15 protein-coding genes are annotated in these 15,557 nt (G+C 69.2%); 4 read left to right on the forward strand and 11 right to left on the reverse strand.

All coding sequences use genetic code 11. The annotated features are described in order from the left end of the window. From DDE10_RS00235 to DDE10_RS00245, 3 genes are all read left to right on the forward strand, one after another. Complete coding sequence (locus DDE10_RS00235) at positions 1-564, forward strand: hypothetical protein (protein ID WP_162806164.1); 564 nt, start codon at positions 1-3, stop codon at positions 562-564. Then, positions 561-1,862 (forward strand): PepSY-associated TM helix domain-containing protein, encoded by a 1,302-nt coding sequence (locus DDE10_RS00240; RefSeq protein WP_114950731.1) that lies wholly within the window; start codon positions 561-563, stop codon positions 1,860-1,862. Before DDE10_RS00235 ends, DDE10_RS00240 begins: the two co-directional genes overlap by 4 nt. A gap of 211 nt (positions 1,863-2,073) precedes the next feature. Next, positions 2,074-3,891: a gamma-glutamyltransferase family protein gene (locus tag DDE10_RS00245; protein WP_114950732.1), complete on the forward strand. Its 1,818-nt coding sequence runs from the start codon at positions 2,074-2,076 to the stop codon at positions 3,889-3,891. Here the strand turns inward: DDE10_RS00245 and DDE10_RS00250 are convergent. After that, on the reverse strand, positions 3,885-4,898 hold the full coding sequence (locus tag DDE10_RS00250) for an alpha/beta hydrolase (RefSeq protein ID WP_114950733.1): 1,014 nt from the start codon (positions 4,896-4,898) through the stop codon (positions 3,885-3,887). The genes DDE10_RS00245 and DDE10_RS00250 overlap by 7 nt on opposite strands. Before the next feature lie 154 nt (positions 4,899-5,052). Here DDE10_RS00250 and DDE10_RS00255 point away from each other — a divergent pair, with 154 nt between their 5' ends. Then, positions 5,053-6,543, forward strand: coding sequence for an amidohydrolase family protein (locus DDE10_RS00255; RefSeq protein ID WP_114950734.1), 1,491 nt, complete (start codon positions 5,053-5,055; stop codon positions 6,541-6,543). Between the two features lie 300 nt (positions 6,544-6,843). Here the strand turns inward: DDE10_RS00255 and mnhG are convergent, their stop codons facing one another. From mnhG to DDE10_RS00300, 10 genes are all read right to left on the reverse strand, one after another. Continuing rightward, entirely contained in the window at positions 6,844-7,206 is a 363-nt protein-coding gene (mnhG, locus tag DDE10_RS00260) for a monovalent cation/H(+) antiporter subunit G (RefSeq protein WP_114950735.1), read from the reverse strand. Further along, a complete protein-coding gene (locus DDE10_RS00265) occupies positions 7,203-7,484 on the reverse strand; it encodes a K+/H+ antiporter subunit F (protein ID WP_114950736.1) in 282 nt (93 codons plus the stop codon). Before DDE10_RS00265 ends, mnhG begins: the two co-directional genes overlap by 4 nt. After that, positions 7,481-7,969, reverse strand: a complete 489-nt coding sequence (locus tag DDE10_RS00270; RefSeq protein ID WP_114950737.1) for a Na+/H+ antiporter subunit E — start codon at positions 7,967-7,969, stop codon at positions 7,481-7,483. The genes DDE10_RS00265 and DDE10_RS00270 overlap by 4 nt, the downstream gene beginning before the upstream one ends. Further along, complete coding sequence (locus tag DDE10_RS00275) at positions 7,966-9,594, reverse strand: monovalent cation/H+ antiporter subunit D (RefSeq protein WP_114950738.1); 1,629 nt, start codon at positions 9,592-9,594, stop codon at positions 7,966-7,968. Before DDE10_RS00275 ends, DDE10_RS00270 begins: the two co-directional genes overlap by 4 nt. Continuing rightward, positions 9,594-9,935, reverse strand: coding sequence for a Na+/H+ antiporter subunit C (locus DDE10_RS00280; RefSeq protein WP_114950739.1), 342 nt, complete (start codon positions 9,933-9,935; stop codon positions 9,594-9,596). Before DDE10_RS00280 ends, DDE10_RS00275 begins: the two co-directional genes overlap by 1 nt. Then, positions 9,935-12,847: a monovalent cation/H+ antiporter subunit A gene (locus DDE10_RS00285; protein WP_284734341.1), complete on the reverse strand. Its 2,913-nt coding sequence runs from the start codon at positions 12,845-12,847 to the stop codon at positions 9,935-9,937. Before DDE10_RS00285 ends, DDE10_RS00280 begins: the two co-directional genes overlap by 1 nt. 193 nt (positions 12,848-13,040) lie before the next feature. Further along, positions 13,041-13,475 carry a hypothetical protein gene (locus DDE10_RS00290; RefSeq protein ID WP_114950741.1) on the reverse strand — a complete coding sequence of 145 codons (435 nt, stop codon included), beginning with the start codon at positions 13,473-13,475 and terminating at the stop codon, positions 13,041-13,043. 18 nt (positions 13,476-13,493) lie between these two features. Then, positions 13,494-13,628 carry a hypothetical protein gene (locus DDE10_RS23675; RefSeq protein WP_284734342.1) on the reverse strand — a complete coding sequence of 45 codons (135 nt, stop codon included), beginning with the start codon at positions 13,626-13,628 and terminating at the stop codon, positions 13,494-13,496. 27 nt (positions 13,629-13,655) lie between these two features. Then, positions 13,656-14,972, reverse strand: coding sequence for a cysteine--tRNA ligase (gene cysS / locus DDE10_RS00295; protein WP_114950742.1), 1,317 nt, complete (start codon positions 14,970-14,972; stop codon positions 13,656-13,658). Continuing rightward, the gene (locus DDE10_RS00300) at positions 14,969-15,496 is read right to left on the reverse strand and encodes a CvpA family protein (protein ID WP_114951648.1); all 528 of its coding nucleotides are present in this window, start codon (positions 15,494-15,496) and stop codon (positions 14,969-14,971) included. The genes cysS and DDE10_RS00300 overlap by 4 nt, the downstream gene beginning before the upstream one ends. Positions 15,497-15,557 lie beyond the last annotated feature (61 nt).

Below are 15,557 nucleotides of genomic sequence, written 5' to 3' on the forward strand. Positions count from 1 at the left end.
ATGACATGGATCGGCGCCGTCCTGGCGGTCGCCGGCGTGGCCCTGCTGCGCTTGGCCTGGGCGCGGCCGCGACGGTCGCGGGCGCTCAACGGCCTGGGCTGGAGCGCGCTGGCGACGGCGACGATCCTCGCCTGGCAGGGCGACGGCGCCTGGGGCGTCGCCTTGGCCTCCTTGTTCGCGATGGCCGCGGCGCTGGTCCTGCTCGCGGTCGCGGGCGCGAAATCGCCGGCGGGACGGGCCAAGCCGTCCGACCGCAAGACCGGGATGCTGCCCGAGGCGGGGGAGCCGAAGCGGATCGGCGGGCGTGTCCTCACTTTCCTCGTCGTCGTGCTCGGCGGGCTCGTCGTGTCGATCGGACTTGCAATAGCGGTTCGCGGGGTCGGCGGGCTGCTCGGCTGGCAGGAGGCCGATGGCAACGCGCTCGCCTTCTTCACGGTGCCGCTCGCCTGGGCCGTGCTGGCCTCGGTCCTGCTGATGCAGGCGCGCCGGCGCAGCCAGATCGTCACCCTGGCGGTCTGCTCTGCGCCGGCTTTTCTCTTCCTCCTGACCGGAGTGGGAACATGAAGCTTGTCCCGAGCAGCGACACGGTGAAGCGCGGTCTCTCCGCCCATGCGGCGATGGGCCTGCTGGCGGGAGCCCTGCTCTACCTCGTCTGCCTCAGCGGCACGATCCTCGTCTTCTACGAGGAGTGGCAGCGTTTCGAGCAGATCGATGCGCCGGAGATGACCAGCATCGATCCGGACGCGGTCCAGCGCGGCGTCGAGGCGGTGCTCGCCAGCGAGCGCGGCAAGCCGCCGACGACCCATCTCTACGTCCATCTGCCGGTGCCCGAGCTGCCGCGAACGACGATCACCACCGACACGCAGGCGGTGCATCTCGACGCCGCGGGACGCATGATCGTCCCCGAGCAGAACCATTGGTCCGAATTCCTCTACGCGCTGCACTACACGCTGAACCTGCCGGCGCTGGTCGGCATCACCATCGTCGGCGCGCTCGGCATGCTGATGATCGCCCTGGCGGTGACCGGCCTGATCGCGCATCCGCGGATCTTCCGCGACGCCTTCAAGCTGCGCACGCGCCACAGCGAGGGCATCGCTTTGGCCGACTGGCACAACCGGCTGAGCGTCTGGACCTTGCCCTTCTCGCTGGCGATCGCGCTCACCGGCGCGGTGATCGGCCTCGCCACCGTCGGCGGCTATGCGGTCGCCGCGCGCTATTATGGCGGTGACATCGAGGTGCTCTACGCCACCGTGTTCGGCGATGAGCCCGAGCACGATGCCGCGCGCGCGCCGATCCCGGACGTCGCGGCGGCGCTGCGCTTCATGGATGCGCGCCTTCCCGGGGTCGACGTCACCTATGTCGTGCTGCACGATCCAGGCACCGCCGGCCAGCACGTCCAGCTCGTCGGCGGCCACCCACGGCGGCTGATCTTCGGCGAATATTATGCCTTCGACCGCGAAGGCGGCTTTCGCGGCACGGCGGGAATCGCCGACGGCACGCTCGGCCAGCAGGCCGCCGCGTCCAACTACAATCTCCATTTCGGCAATTATGGCGGGCTGCCGGTGAAGATCGCCTATTTCCTGCTGGGCCTCGCCGTCACCGTGGTGAGCGCGACCGGCGTCCATATCTGGCTCGGCAAGAGGCGACGGCGGGGCCTGCACGAGCCTCGGCTCAAGGCGGCCTGGGAAGGGATCGTCTGGGGCGCGCCGGCGGCGCTGGCGGTGACGCTGGCGGCGCGGTTCGTCATCGGGGACGGGGCACCATTCGCGGCGATCTTCTGGATCGGGCTTGCGGCGGCGGTGATCGGCTGGGTGCTCCGGGCGCGCAAGGCTGAGAAGGAAGGCGTGCCGGCGATGGCGTGATGGGCGCGCGCCTGCGGCGGTCTTAATTCGGGGACCAATACTTATTCGCTAAATAGTATTGCGTCCCCGAATTACCCCCGGCGGCGGAATCTTAATTCGGGGACGCAATACTGATTTGCCAAATAGTATTGCGTCCCCGAATTATGGCCGGATTGGCCAGCGGGGGAGGGCCTGCTAGCAATGCTCCATCCAGCCCCGGAGTAATCGCCTCGTGAAAAGACGTACTTTCCTTGCTGCCGCGCCGCTGGCTGCGTTCGGACTCGCTTCGGCGCGGAGCGCCGCGGCCCAGGCGCCCGGCCACGCGGCGCCGCTGAGTCCGTCCTTGCCCGGCACCCGCTTCTATCCCGACGTCGAGGCGGGCGACCGGCCGGTCGGCGCCAGCTTCGCGACCCGCTCCGAGGCGTTCGGCCGCCACGGCGCCGCGGCCTCGTCGCACCCGCTCGGCACGCTCGCGGGCATCGAGATCCTCAAGAAGGGCGGATCGGCGGTCGACGCGGCGATCGCGATCAATGCCGCGCACGGCTTCCTCGAGCCGACCGCCAACGGCATCGGCGGCGATCTCTACGCGATGCTGTGGGATCCGCGGCAGTCGCGGGTCGTGGGCATTGCCGGCTCCGGCCGCAGCCCGCGCGGGCTCAGCCTGGAGACGGTACGCTCGCGCGCCCGAAACGGCGTGCTGCCGCCTTATGGCGCGGTGACGGTGACGGTGCCGGGCACGGTCGATGCCTGGTGGCGGCTCCACCAGCGTTACGGCCGGCTGCGCTGGGCCGAACTGTTCGAGCCCGCCATCGCTTATGCCGAGGGCGGCGTGCCGCTCTCGCCCGTGGTCGCGCACTACATGAACCGAGCGATGGCGAATTACGCGCGGCCCGGCATCGGCATCGAGGAGATCGCCAACGCCCAGGCCACCTATGCCGCGGGCGAGCGCGCCCGCGCCGGCGAGATCTTCAGCAATCCCGACCTCGCCCGCACCTACCGGGCGATCGCCGAAGGCGGCCGCGACGCCTTCTACGAAGGCGAGATCGCCCGCACGATCGAGGCCTATTTCCGCCGCATCGGCGGCTGGATGACCCGCGCCGACCTCGCCGCCCACGAGAGCGAATGGACCGAGCCGCTCGCGACCGACTATCGCGGCGTCACCGTCCACGCGATCGGCGCCAACACCCAGGGCATCGCCACGCTGCAGATGCTCAACATGATCGAGACGTTCGACATGCGCGAGGCGGGATTCCAGACGCCATTGTCGATTCATCTCCAGGCCGAGGCCAAGCGCCTCGCCTACGAGGACCGAGCCCGATATTATGCCGATCCGGATTTCTCGCGCGTGCCGGCCGAGTGGCTGGTATCGAAGGCCTATGCCGCCGAACGGGCGCGGCTGATCCGGCCGGACCGGATCAATCCGAACGTCGCGCCGGGCCAGGCGCCAAGCCGCGGCGACACCACCTATTTCAGCGTCGCCGATCGCGACGGGATGATGGTGTCGCTGATCCAGTCGAACTTCCGCGGCATGGGATCGGGGCTCGTCCCGGACGGACTCGGCTTCATGTTGCACGACCGCGGCCAGCTGTTCACGCTGCAGGAGGAGCATCCGAACGTCTACGCGCCGGGCAAAAGGCCGTTCCAGACGATCATCCCCGGCTTCGCCACGCGGGGCGGGCGGCCCTGGCTGTCCTTCGGCGTGATGGGCGGCGACATGCAGCCGCAGGGCCAGGCCCAGATCATCGTCAACCGCGTCGACCATGGCTTTGACGGCCAGGAAGCGGGCGATGCGCCGCGCTGGCACCATGAGGGCTCGTCGGAGCAGATGGGGGAGGACGACAAGAGCATCGGCGGCACCGGGCTGCTCCGGCTCGAGACCGGCGTCCCCGAGCGGACCGCGCAGGCGCTTGCCGAAATGGGCTGGCGGATCGGACCCTCCGACGGCGGCTTCGGCCGCTATTCCTCGGTCGAACGGCGCGAGAGCGGCGGCGAGCTGGTCTATGCCGCGGCGTCGGACGTGCGGGCGGACGGCATCGGCCTGGCTTACTGAGCCGGCACGGCGGCGGGCTCGCCGCCGACCCGGCGGGCGAAGGCGAGGGCGCGGCGCAGCGCCTCGCGCCCGGCCGGCACGTCGAGATCGAACTGGTATAGGTGCGGCAGGGGCGGCTCGTGGCCCGGGAAGAAGAGCGAGTCGACCGGGACGCCTCGCCCGCGCAGCGCCCGCGCCAGCGACAGCGAATGGGGCAGCAGCGGGTCGCCATTGCCGGCCGAGACGAAGGCCGGCGGAAAAGCCGGCGTGGCGAAAGTGGTGATCGACATCAGCCGAAACTGCGGATTGTCGCGATGGTCGCGCCGGCCGCTATAGGCCCAGCTGGTGGTGCGCATGAACCAGCTCATCTCGGCCGGACCGCCGAGCAGCTCGCCGTCATAGGGCCCGCAGAACAGGATCGCGCCGCGCAGCCGGTCCGGCCCGATGGCGGGCGCGATGCCCATCGCCCGCGCATAAGCGGGGGCGGTGACGAGATTGGCGACCTGAGCCGCGATCTGGGCGCCGGCCGAATCGCCGGCGACAATGATGCGGTCCGGATCCACGCCGAGCCGCCGGCCCTCCCGGCCGAGAAATCCCAAGGCGGCGTTCACCTGCCGGACCGGCGTCGGATAGGTCCGCTCGGGCGCGATCGAATAGCCGACAGCCACGACGCCGAAGCCCTGGCCGGCCAGGACCTTCAGATAATTGGCGATCTCGCTTCGGTCGCCGGCGACATAGCCGCCGCCATGGACCCAGACGATCGTCGGCCCCTGACGCGTGCCGACGCCGGGGGTGAAGATGTCGAGTCGAGCGTCGGGATCGGCGGGATCGTAGACGATGCCGAGCCGGGAGCGGACGCCGGCGGGGACGTGCTTTTCGAGGCCGGCCGAAAGCTGCGCCGCACCCCGGGCGAAAGCGGCGCGGACCAGGAGTACGCCGGGCCAGGGCGTCAGATAGTGCGATGCCAGCGCGAGCAGGCCCAGAAGGAGGGCGATCCACGCGAGGACGTTGCGGACTTGACGCGCCATTTCGGGCCTCCTGCACGTCCGGGCGCATCATGCCGTAATCGGCGTCGCCGCGCCAGCGGCCTGGCGCCAGGCCGATCCGTCGCGCCTTGTCTTCTGCTTCCCGCATGGCATCCTGAGGGGCGAGCGGGCGGCCGAATGGAGGAGATGTGAGAGGATGCGCTGGCTGACCGACGAGGATCGCTCGAACCTCACCCCTGCCGAACGATGCGAGCCGCGCACGCCGCTGCCGGTGCGGATGGTGGCGAGCGAGGAATATGCGCCGCTGCCGCAGACGGCGAAGCAGCGCGAGACCGAGAGGCGGCTTTACGCCATCGCCGACGAGGTGGCGCCGAAGCTGGGCCTCTCCAGGCGCCGGTTCTTCCAGACCTCGGCCGGCATGGCGGCCGGGTTCCTCGCGCTGAACGGCGCGTTCGGGCGGCTGTTCGACGTCGGCGCGGCCGAGGCGGCGACTCCGGAAATGGCGGAGGCGCGCGCCGGCGCGCTGTCCGGACAGTTCATCATGGACATGCACACCCATTTCCTGCGCGACGACACCCGCCTCACCAGTTTCGTCCGGCTGCGCGAATCGGTCGCCGCCCAAGGCTGGAACCCGCAATTGAGCGAGGCCGGCGAGCAGACCATCGAGGATCTGAAGTTCGAGAACTATTTCAAGGAGATCTATCTCGACAGCGATACCAAGATCGCGCTCATTTCGTCGGCACCCTCGGATATTCCGGAGGATTGGTTCCTCACCAACCGGCAAATGGCGGAGGCCAAGGCGCGGGTGAACCGCGAGGCCGGCTCGCTGCGGATGATGAGCCATGCGATCATGCGGCCCGGTGCCCCGGGCTGGCTCGAGGATCTCGACGCCGCGCTCGCGCTGCGGCCGGACTCGGTGAAGGGCTATACCGTCGGCGACAACACCCACAAGGAAACGGCGCGCTGGCCGTGGCGGATGGACAGCGAAGAGACGTATCGCGGCTACGAGCGGATCGCAGCCGCCGGCATCCGCAATGTCTGCGTCCACAAGGGATTGTGGGGGCGTCAGCTCGACCAGCGCTTCCCCCATCTCGCGCCGCATGCCCGGGTCGACGACGTCGCCAAGGCGGCGAAGGACTGGCCGCAGCTCAACTTCGTCATCTACCATGCCGGCTACCGCCTCGACGATCCGGAATGGGCGCTTGCCCAGTTCGAGCGGACCGGGCGGATCGACTGGGTCACCGACCTCGCCGAGATCCCGGCGCGTCACGGCGTCTCGAACGTCCATGCGGATCTCGGCCAGATCTTCGCCCAGACCCTGGTGGCGCAGCCCCGCTTGTGCGCGGCGATCATGGGCCAGCTCGTCCGTGGCCTCGGCGCCGATCATGTCTGCTGGGGCACCGATGCGGTGTGGACCGGATCGCCGCAATGGCAGATCGAAGGGCTGCGCCGGCTCGAGATACCCGAGGAGATGCAGAGGACGCACGGCTTCGCGGCTCTGGGGGCGGCGGACGGGCCCGTGAAGAGCGCGATCTTCGGCGGCAACAATGCTCGTCTCTACGGCGTCGATCCGTCCGCCGCGACGGCCGCCGCCACCGGCGACCGCTTCTCCGCACGCCGGCGCGACTACGTCGCGGCGGGCGCGCAGCCGTCGAACCGGCGCTACGGCTTCGTGGCGCCGGGGTGAAGGCAGCGCGGCGCCGCCCGCTCCGGCGTGCCGGATCGTCCCATGGCCAGCACGCCGGACTCCGCACCGGCTGGCGGGCGCTGACCGAGCGCGTGCGCTGCGCCCTCTCCGGCGGGCTCGACACCGGCCGCGCTCGCGCCGGACGACGGCGTCCGATTCGTGCAAGGACGTCGCTGCCAATGACGACGATTCAGGGCTGCCTTGCAGGGCCCGGGCGGCCTGAGTTTTGACGGTCGGGGCCGGCAATCCATTGCCCGGGCGCAGGGTCCGGGACCGGACACCGCCGGACCTCCTTCGCCGTCAACGCTCCGTCGGCTCGAGCTCGGCGGCCGGCACGTCGGTGCTGCCCGCGATCCGGTCCCGGTAGAGGGCGGCGCGGGCGAGCAGCATCAGGGTGACCGGCGTGGTCAGGGTGACGAAGACCACGATCAGCAGCTCGTGCACCACCGGCCGCGAGCGGAGCACCGAGAAGCAGACGATCGAGCTCAAGGCGATCAGCAAGGTCCCGAGCGTGGTGCCGAGGGTCGGCGCGTGGACGCGCTGGTAGAAGTTGCGCAGGCGCAGCAGGCCAAGCGAGCCGACCAGGGTGACGGCCGCGCCGGCGAGGACGAGCAGGCCGACGAGCAAGGCGGCCCAGACGGGAAGATCGGGTGCCTGGATCATTCGATCACCTCGCCGCGCATGAGGAACTTGGCGAGAGCGACCGTACCGACGAAACCGAGCAAGGCGATGATCAGACTCGCCTCGAAATAGAGCGTCCGGCCGGTCTGGATGCCGAAGGTCAGCAGCAGCAGCAGCGCGTTGACGTAGAGGGTGTCGAGTCCGAGCACGCGGTCCTGGGCGCGCGGCCCGGCGAGGATCCGCCAGACGGCGCAGGCCATGGCGAGGCTGAGCAGGATCTGCGCGGTGGTGATCGCCCAGGCGAGGATGAGATTGGTCATGGCCCGAAGATTTCCTGAAGCAGGCACTCGTAGCGGTCCTTGATCAGGCGTACCCAGCTTTCCTCGTCGACCAGGTCGAGGACGTGGATCATCAGCGCCCCGGTCGCTCGGTCGAAACGGACCCACATGGTTCCCGGCGTCGCGGTGATGATGCAGGCGAGCACGGTCAGTCCGTGAATGTTCGTCATGTCGAGGGGGATGCGAACGAAGCCCGACACCGTCTCCCTCTTCCGGAACAGGACGATCCGGCCCACCGCCAGGTTCGATCGGAGGATGTCGGCGAGGACGAGACCGGCCAGCCTGATCGCAGGGCGGATCGCGAGCACCCGGATCGGCTCCGGGCGAAGCGCCGCCAGTCCGAGCGCGGCGAGCAAGGCGGCGATCGCGCCGAGCAGGACCTGGCCCGGCGACAGCGACTGGCTGAGGAGCAGCCACATGGCGAGCAGGGCGGCCGTCAGGACGGGGTTGGGAAGCCAGCGGGTCATGGCTGCCCCGCCGGCGGGTGGGCTCGCGCGGCGCCGGCGACCGACCGGATATAGCCTTCGCGATCCTCGAGAGAGCGCCCGGTCCGCTCCATATAGTTCATCACCGGTCCGGCGAAGATCATCAAGGCGAGACAGATGGCGAGCAGCAGCCCCACCGGCGCCGCCTCGGCGATGCGCAGGACGGGCTGGGGCTTGTCCGAGGGCGCCCAGATGAGGTCGATGCCGGCGCGGGTGGTGGCGATCAGGGTGGCGAGCCCCGAAAGGATGATCAAGGCGATCAGCGTCCAGGTCGAGGCTGCGATACGCTCGTCGAGCCCGAGCAGGCCGTCGATGATCGCGAACTTGGCGATGAAGCCCGACAGCGGCGGAAGCCCGGCGAGGAGCAAGGCGCAGAAGGCGAATCCGCCGCCGAGGATGGCCACCGTCGCCGGAATCACGATCCCGACCTCGCCATCATCGATGGCGCTCTGGGTGCCGACATATTCGTCGTCGAACACCGGTTCGGCGACGGCGGAAGGCACAAGCCCGGTCTCCTGGCGCTCGACCAGCTCGACGAGCAGGTAGAAGGCGCTGAGCGCGAGGGTCGAGCTGACCAGATAGAAGAGCACCGCCCCCAGCACCGCGCCCTCTCCCGATCCGAGCGCCGCAAGCAGGGTGCCCGACGAGATGATGATGCTGAAGCCGGCGAGGCGCGAGAGGGTGCGGGCGGCGAGCAGCCCGATCGTTCCGAAGGCGATCGTCGCCATTCCCCCGTAGAGCAGCCATTCCCCGCCGAAATTCGGCATCGGGCTGTCGGTCGTGCCGAACAGCAGCAGATAGACCCGAAGCACCGCGTAGATGCCGACCTTGCTGAGGATGGCGAAGAGGGCGGCGGCGGGCGGGGTCGCCGCCGAGTAGGTGGACGGCAGCCAGAAGCCGAGCGGCCACATGCCGGCCTTGACCAGGAAGGCGATGCCGAGGATGCCCATCCCCGCCTGGAAGAGGGCGAGGTCCGATCTCGGGATGGCCGGGATCCGGGTCGCGAGATCGGCCATGTTGAGCGTACCGGCGGCGCCGTAGATCAGGCTGGCGCCGATCAGGAAGAGCAGGGATGTGGCGACGTTGATCGAAACATAGTGGAGTCCGGCCTTGACCCGGGCCTCGCCGGACCCGTGCAGCATCAGGCCGTAGGAGGCGGCGAGCAGCACCTCGAAGAAGACGAACAGGTTGAACAGGTCGCCGGTCAGGAAGGCGCCGTTGAGCCCTGCCAGCTGCAGCAGGAACAAGGCGTGGAAGCGCGGCCCGGCGGCATCCCATCGGGCGGTCGCATAGAGGAAGGACGTGAATCCGAGGATGCCGGTCAGCGTGAGCATCAGCACCGACAGCCAGTCCACCACCAGCACGATTCCGAACGGCGCCGGCCAATCGCCGACGAGATAGGTGCGGGTCACCGGTGCGCCGTCCATGCCGGCGGTGACCACGCCCTGGAACAGGAGGAACGAGATCAGGACGAGGAGCAGGGTCGCCACTGCGCTGATGACGCGTTTCGCCGTCTTCTGCCGTTCCTCGAGCAGGAGCAGCAGCCCGCTGGCGGCGAGCGGAACGAGGATCGGCGCGACGATCAGCTGATCGCTCCAGGCACCCATCAATCGGGCTCCTTGCCGTCGACATGGTCGGTGCCGGTGAGGCCGCGCGACGCGAGCAGGACCACGAGCAGCAGCGCCGTCATCGCGAAGGAGATGACGATCGCGGTGAGGACGAGGGCCTGAGGCAACGGGTCGACGAGCTGCGACGGGTCCGCCGATCCTCCGCGTCCCACCACCGGAGGCGCGTCCACCCGCAGCCTTCCCATCGCGTAGATGAACAGGTTGACGGCATAGGAAAGGAGCGACAGTCCGACGATCACCTGGAAGGTGCGCGGGCGCAGGATCAGCCAGACTCCCGATCCGGTCAGGATGCCGATGGCGAGGGCGAGCACGATCTCCATCAGTCCTCCTTGACGGCCTCGGGTTGCGTCGAGCGCCCGAGCGGGCGGCGGATCGACTGGTGGGCCAGCGCGACCAGGATTAGGGCGGTGGCGCCGACGACGAGCAGGAACACGCCCGTGTCGAACAGGAGGGCGCTCGCGAGCGGGACAGCGCCGAGGACGGGCAGCTCCAGATACTGGAAGGACGAGGTCAGGAACGGGTAGCCGAACAGCATCGCCGCAGCGCCGGTGGCGCAGGCGACGAGCAGCCCGAGTCCGATCCAGCGGATCGGGCGGACCCGGAGCCGATCCTCGGCCTTGCGCGTGCCCAGCGCCATATATTGCAGGATGAGCGCGATCGACAGGGTGATCCCCGCCGCGAAGCCGCCGCCGGGCATGTCATGCCCGCGGACGAAAAAGTAGAAAGCGAGGACGAGGATGAAGGGGAACAGCCACTGCATGACCACGCGCGGCACCATCATATAGTCCTTCAGGGTGTCGCCGACCCGGCGTTCCTCGTGCGCCTCGTCGAAGGCGTTCTGGATCCGCTGCTGCTCGGGCGTGGCGACGCTCTCGGCGGCCGGGCGGAAGCGCCGCAACAGCGAGAAGATGGTAAGGGCGACGATCGCCAGCACGCCGATCTCGCCGAGCGTGTCGAAGGCACGGAAATCGACCAGGATGACGTTGACGACGTTGGTGCCCCCGGCTTCCGGATAAGCGCGCATGACGAGATCGCGCGACACCGCGTCCGGCGGCGTCCGCGTCAGCACGGCAAAGGCGAGCAGCGCCATGCCCGCGCCGGCGACGATGGCGATGGTGAGGTCGGCGCCGCGACGCAGGTGGACGCGCCAGGGCGTCCGCCCTTCCGGCCACACTTCCTTCAGCCGCCGCGGCAGCCAACGAAGCCCGAGCAGCAGGAGGACCGTCGTCACCGTCTCCACGAGCAGCTGGGTGATGGCGAGATCGGGGGCTGACAGCCAGACGAAGCTGATGCAGCAGGCGAGGCCGGCGCCCGCCATCAGGATGAGGGCGGCGAGCCGGTGATATTTGGCCTGCCAGGCCGCGCCGACCGCGCAGGCGGCGCCGACGATCCAGATCATCGCGAATCCGGGGTCGACGAGCGTTCCGGGACGGCTGCCGAGGCTGTAGCCGTCGCGAATGAAGGGGAGCCACGCCGCCAGAAGAGCGATCGCCGCCAGCAGCCGCAGCTGGGTCTGCAACCGGCGCGTGCCGAGCAGGCCTTCGAGCCGGCGGGCGACCGAGATGATCGCGGCAAGGGTGGCTTCGAACAGCTTGCGGCCCTTGAGCCGTCGCATCAGCGGCGCGCTGTCGCGCCGATTGAGATGGCGGCGGAGCAGCAGGTATCCGGCGGTGCCGGCTCCCAAGGCGACGAGGCTCAGCAGCAGCGGCTGCGTGAAGCCGTGCCAGACGGCGAGGCTATATTCCGGGGTGCGCTCCTGCAGCACCGATCGGGCGGCGCCGTCGAGGAACGGGCCCATGGTCGCGGCCGGAGCGACCCCGACGACAATGCAGGTGAGGACGAGGATCTCGATGGGGAGCCGCATCCAGAGGGGCGCTTCGTCCGGCACGCGCTCCAGCCCGACCGGGGGCGGCCCGAAGAAGCTCTGATGGATGAAGCGGACGGAATAGAGAACGCTGAACGCCAGCGCGAGCGTCGCCAGGACCGGCAGCGCCTGATCGAAGATCGTGCCCCTGTGCGTCTCCAGCGTCTCGGCAAGGAACATCTCCTTGGAGAGAAAGCCGTTGAGCAGGGGCACGCCCGCCATCGCCGCAGCCGCGACCATGGCAAGGGTGGCGGTGATCGGCATGAACCGGAACAGCCCGTTCAGCCGCCGCAGGTCCCGCGTGCCGGTCTCGTGGTCGACGATCCCGGCGGCCATGAACAAGGATGCCTTGAAGGTGGCGTGATTGAGCGTGTGGAAGATCGCCGCGACCGCCGCCAGCGGCGTGCCGAGGCCGAGGAGGAGGGTGATGAGGCCGAGATGGCTGATCGTGGAATAAGCGAGCAGGCCTTTGAGATCCTGCTGGAACATCGCCGACCAGGCCCCGAACAGGAAAGTCGCCAGACCGGTGGTGGAGACGATCGTGTACCAAAGATCGGTACCGGCGAGGACCGGCCAGAGCCTGATCATGACGAAGATGCCCGCTTTCACCATCGTCGCCGAGTGGAGATAGGCGGAGACCGGAGTCGGCGCGGCCATGGCGTGAGGCAGCCAGAAATGGAACGGGAATTGCGCGCTCTTGGTGAAGCAGCCGATCAGGATCAGGATCAGCGCCGGAGCGTAGAGAGGGCTGCCCTTGATGGCGTCCGCCGAGGCGAGGACGATGTCGAGATCGTAGCTGCCCGCGATCTTGCCGATCAGCAGCACCCCGAGCAGCAGGCACAGCCCACCGGCCGCAGTGACGATGAGCGCCATGCGCGCGCCGTCGCGGGCGCTCTGATTGTGATGCCAGTAGCCGATCAGGAGGAAGGAGAAGAGGCTGGTCATCTCCCAGAAGAAGGCGAGCTGGACTAGGTTGCCCGACATGACCAGCCCGAGCATCGAGCCCATGAAAGCGAGCAGGAAGGAGAAGAAGCGCGGGACCGGATCCTCGGCGGACATATAGTAGCGGGCGTAGATGACGACGAGCAAGCCGACGGCGAGCACCAGGAAGGCGAACACCCAGGAAAGGCCGTCCAGCCGGATCAGCAGGTCGAGCCCGAGCGACGGCAGCCATTCGACCTCCGAACGGAGCGCCGTTCCGGCCGGCAGCCGCGCGTAGAGGAGGATGGCGACGAGGGTGCCGCCAAGGGCCACGGCCCCCGCCAGCACGCCGGCCGTATTGCGGGCGTGGACGGGAAGGAAGGCGGCGGCAAGGCTCCCGGCGAAGGGAAGCGCAAGCATCAGCCACATAAGGCCCTGATCGGTCACCTTTTCTCCTCATCCGCGCACGTACCCGCGGCGGCGACGGCTCACCCTTAAGCCGCGGGATGACCGCGGCAACCCAAACGTCCATCCGATCCGATCCGTTCTCCATCTTTCCTCCGGGCGCGACGAACGAAGAGGATGAGGAGCAAATCGTGACGGCGCCGGCCGCGCTGGCGCGCGGCCGGACGTCGGAAGATCAGGAAAGCGGCGGTGCGCGCGGCGCGTAAGGCCGGGCCCCGGGCGGCGAGGCCGGCAGGCCGGCAAGGAAAGGTTGCTGCGGCATCGGTGCCTGCGGCACTGCGGACATCGCCGCGATCGGATCCGGCCATGCCGCCGGAGCGGGGCCGTCCAAGTCGCCGAGCGTGTCCTCTTCCTCCGCGGCGAGCGCGCGGCCGGGTGCCAGCGAGACGTCGGACGTGGCGGCGCTGAAGGCCGAACCGGATATCCTCTCGATCGGCGAGCCGACCGGAAGCAGCGCATGCGCGAAGATGGCGGCAAGGATCAGCCACAGGGTCGCGATCGTGGATCGCTGCTGCCGCGCCGCCTCCGCCATCCCTTCCTTCCGCTCGCCCATGTCGTGCATGTAGGCCGGGAACAGCGGATCGCAAACGATTCGCGGACGAGCCGGCACTGGCTGCCCCTCCGCCCGCTACATCATGTCCCACCGGAAGAGGATCGAGCTCGCCCTCGTCGGTCCCGCGATCGCGCTCGGCCCGACCGCCCTCGTCGCCAGCCAGGCGAGCGCGGGAAGGCGGTCGGAGCCGACGGTCCAGCCGCCGTTCAAGACTCTGCTATAGCCTCGGGGCCCGCATCATGCCCGGCGCCAGGTGGTGCCCGCGGGGCCGTCCTCGAGCAGGACCCCTTCGTCGGCCAGCACCGCCCGGATCCGGTCGGCCTCCGCGAAGTCGCGGCGCTTCTTCGCCTCGGTCCGCTCGGCGACGAGGCCGTCGATGCGCGCATCGCCCTCGCCCTGGAACCAGCTCACCTGCGTCTCGCCGAGCAGCCCGAGCAGAGCGCCGCTGGCCCGCAGAACCGGCGCATCCTCGATCGCCGACAGGCGCGCCAGCGCGAGAGGCGTGTTGAGATCGTCGGCCAGCGCCTCGACGACGCCGGCGTCGACGGTGCCCGGCGCGGCATCGCCGGCGGTGCGGTAGAGCCGGTCGAGCGTCGCCTTGCTCTGGGCGATGAGCGAGAACGACCATTCGAGCGGCTGGCGGTAATGGGCGGAGAGCAAGGCGAAGCGCAGAGTCTCGCCCTTATGGCCCTCGGCGAGCAGGTCCGCCACGCTGACGACGTTGCCGAGGCTCTTCGACATCTTTTCGCCGCCGGCCATCGACAGGAAGCCGTTATGGACCCAGTAGCGGGCGAGCGGCGCGCCGCCATGGGCGCAGCGGCTCTGGGCGATCTCGTTCTCGTGGTGAGGGAAGATGAGGTCGAGCCCGCCGCCATGAATGTCGATCGTGCGGCCGAGATGGCGCTCGATCATCGCCGAGCATTCGATGTGCCAGCCCGGGCGGCCGCGGCCCCAGGGCGAATCCCAGCCGATTACGCCTTCGGACGACGGCTTCCACAGCACGAAGTCGGCGGGATCCTTCTTGTAGGAAGCGACCTCGACCCGCGCGCCGGCGATCATCGCCTCGCGGTCGCGCCGGCCCAGCGCGCCATAAGCCGGGTCGGACGGGACGTGGAAGAGGACGTGACCATCCGCCTCATAGGCGTTGCCGCCCTCGATCAGCCGGCCGATCATCGCGACCATCTCGGCGACATGCTCGGTCGCGTGCGGCGCGATGGTCGGCGGCGCGACTCCGAGCGCGCCCATGTCGTCGAGGTAGAAGCGCTCGAACCGGTCGGTGATCGCCGATGGATCGACTCCTTCCGCGCGTGCCGCCTCGATGATCTTGTCGTCGACGTCGGTGACGTTGCGCGCATAGACCAGGCTGTCCCGTCCGTAGACGTGGCGCAGGAGCCGGGCGAGCACGTCGAAGACGACGGCGGGGCGGGCATTGCCGATATGGGCGCGATTGTAGACGGTCGGTCCGCAAACGTACATCGTCACCCGGCCGGGATCGGCGGGCTCGAACAGGCGCTTCTCCCGCGCCATCGTGTCGTGGAGCCGGATGTCGATCATTGGTCTTGGCTGGGCCGGCTTTTGGCCTCCGGGTCCGGTCCGCGCTGATACTCGACCACGTCGACGATGGTCTCGCCGCTGGCGTGGAGCAGGGCATAAGTGCGCGAGTTCGACATCCATTCCGGACGGGCCGCGGCGCGGCCCCAGATCATGTCGTAGACGAAGTTGAGCGCGAGATAGAGCAGGGTCGCCGCGATCAGCCCCTTGAGCGCGCCGAAGCCGGCGCCGAGCACCCGGTCGATCGGGCCGACGACCGAGCCTCGCACCCGGCTGCCGAGGCGGCGCGAGGCGAGCTTGCCGAGCAGGAAGACGAGGCCGAAGACGAGGGCGAAGGCGAGCAGCCAGGCGCCGCTGCCGACCGGCCCGGCGAGGAGGGCAGCGACCGGAGCGTGAAAATAGAAGAGCGCGACGATCGCCAGGATCCAGGCGATCAGCGACAGCAGCTCGGCGACGAAGCCGCGCAGGAAGCCGAACAGGATCCCGGCTCCGACGAGCAGGAGGACGAGGATGTCGAGCGCGGTCAGGGCCATGCGCCGCAGGTAATGCAGGCGCGGCGTGAGGGAAAGCGGGGATGATGGCGTCGGC

The organism is Sphingosinicella terrae (assembly GCF_003347635.1).
In the GTDB taxonomy this organism is placed as follows: Bacteria; Pseudomonadota; Alphaproteobacteria; order Sphingomonadales; family Sphingomonadaceae; genus Allosphingosinicella; species Allosphingosinicella terrae.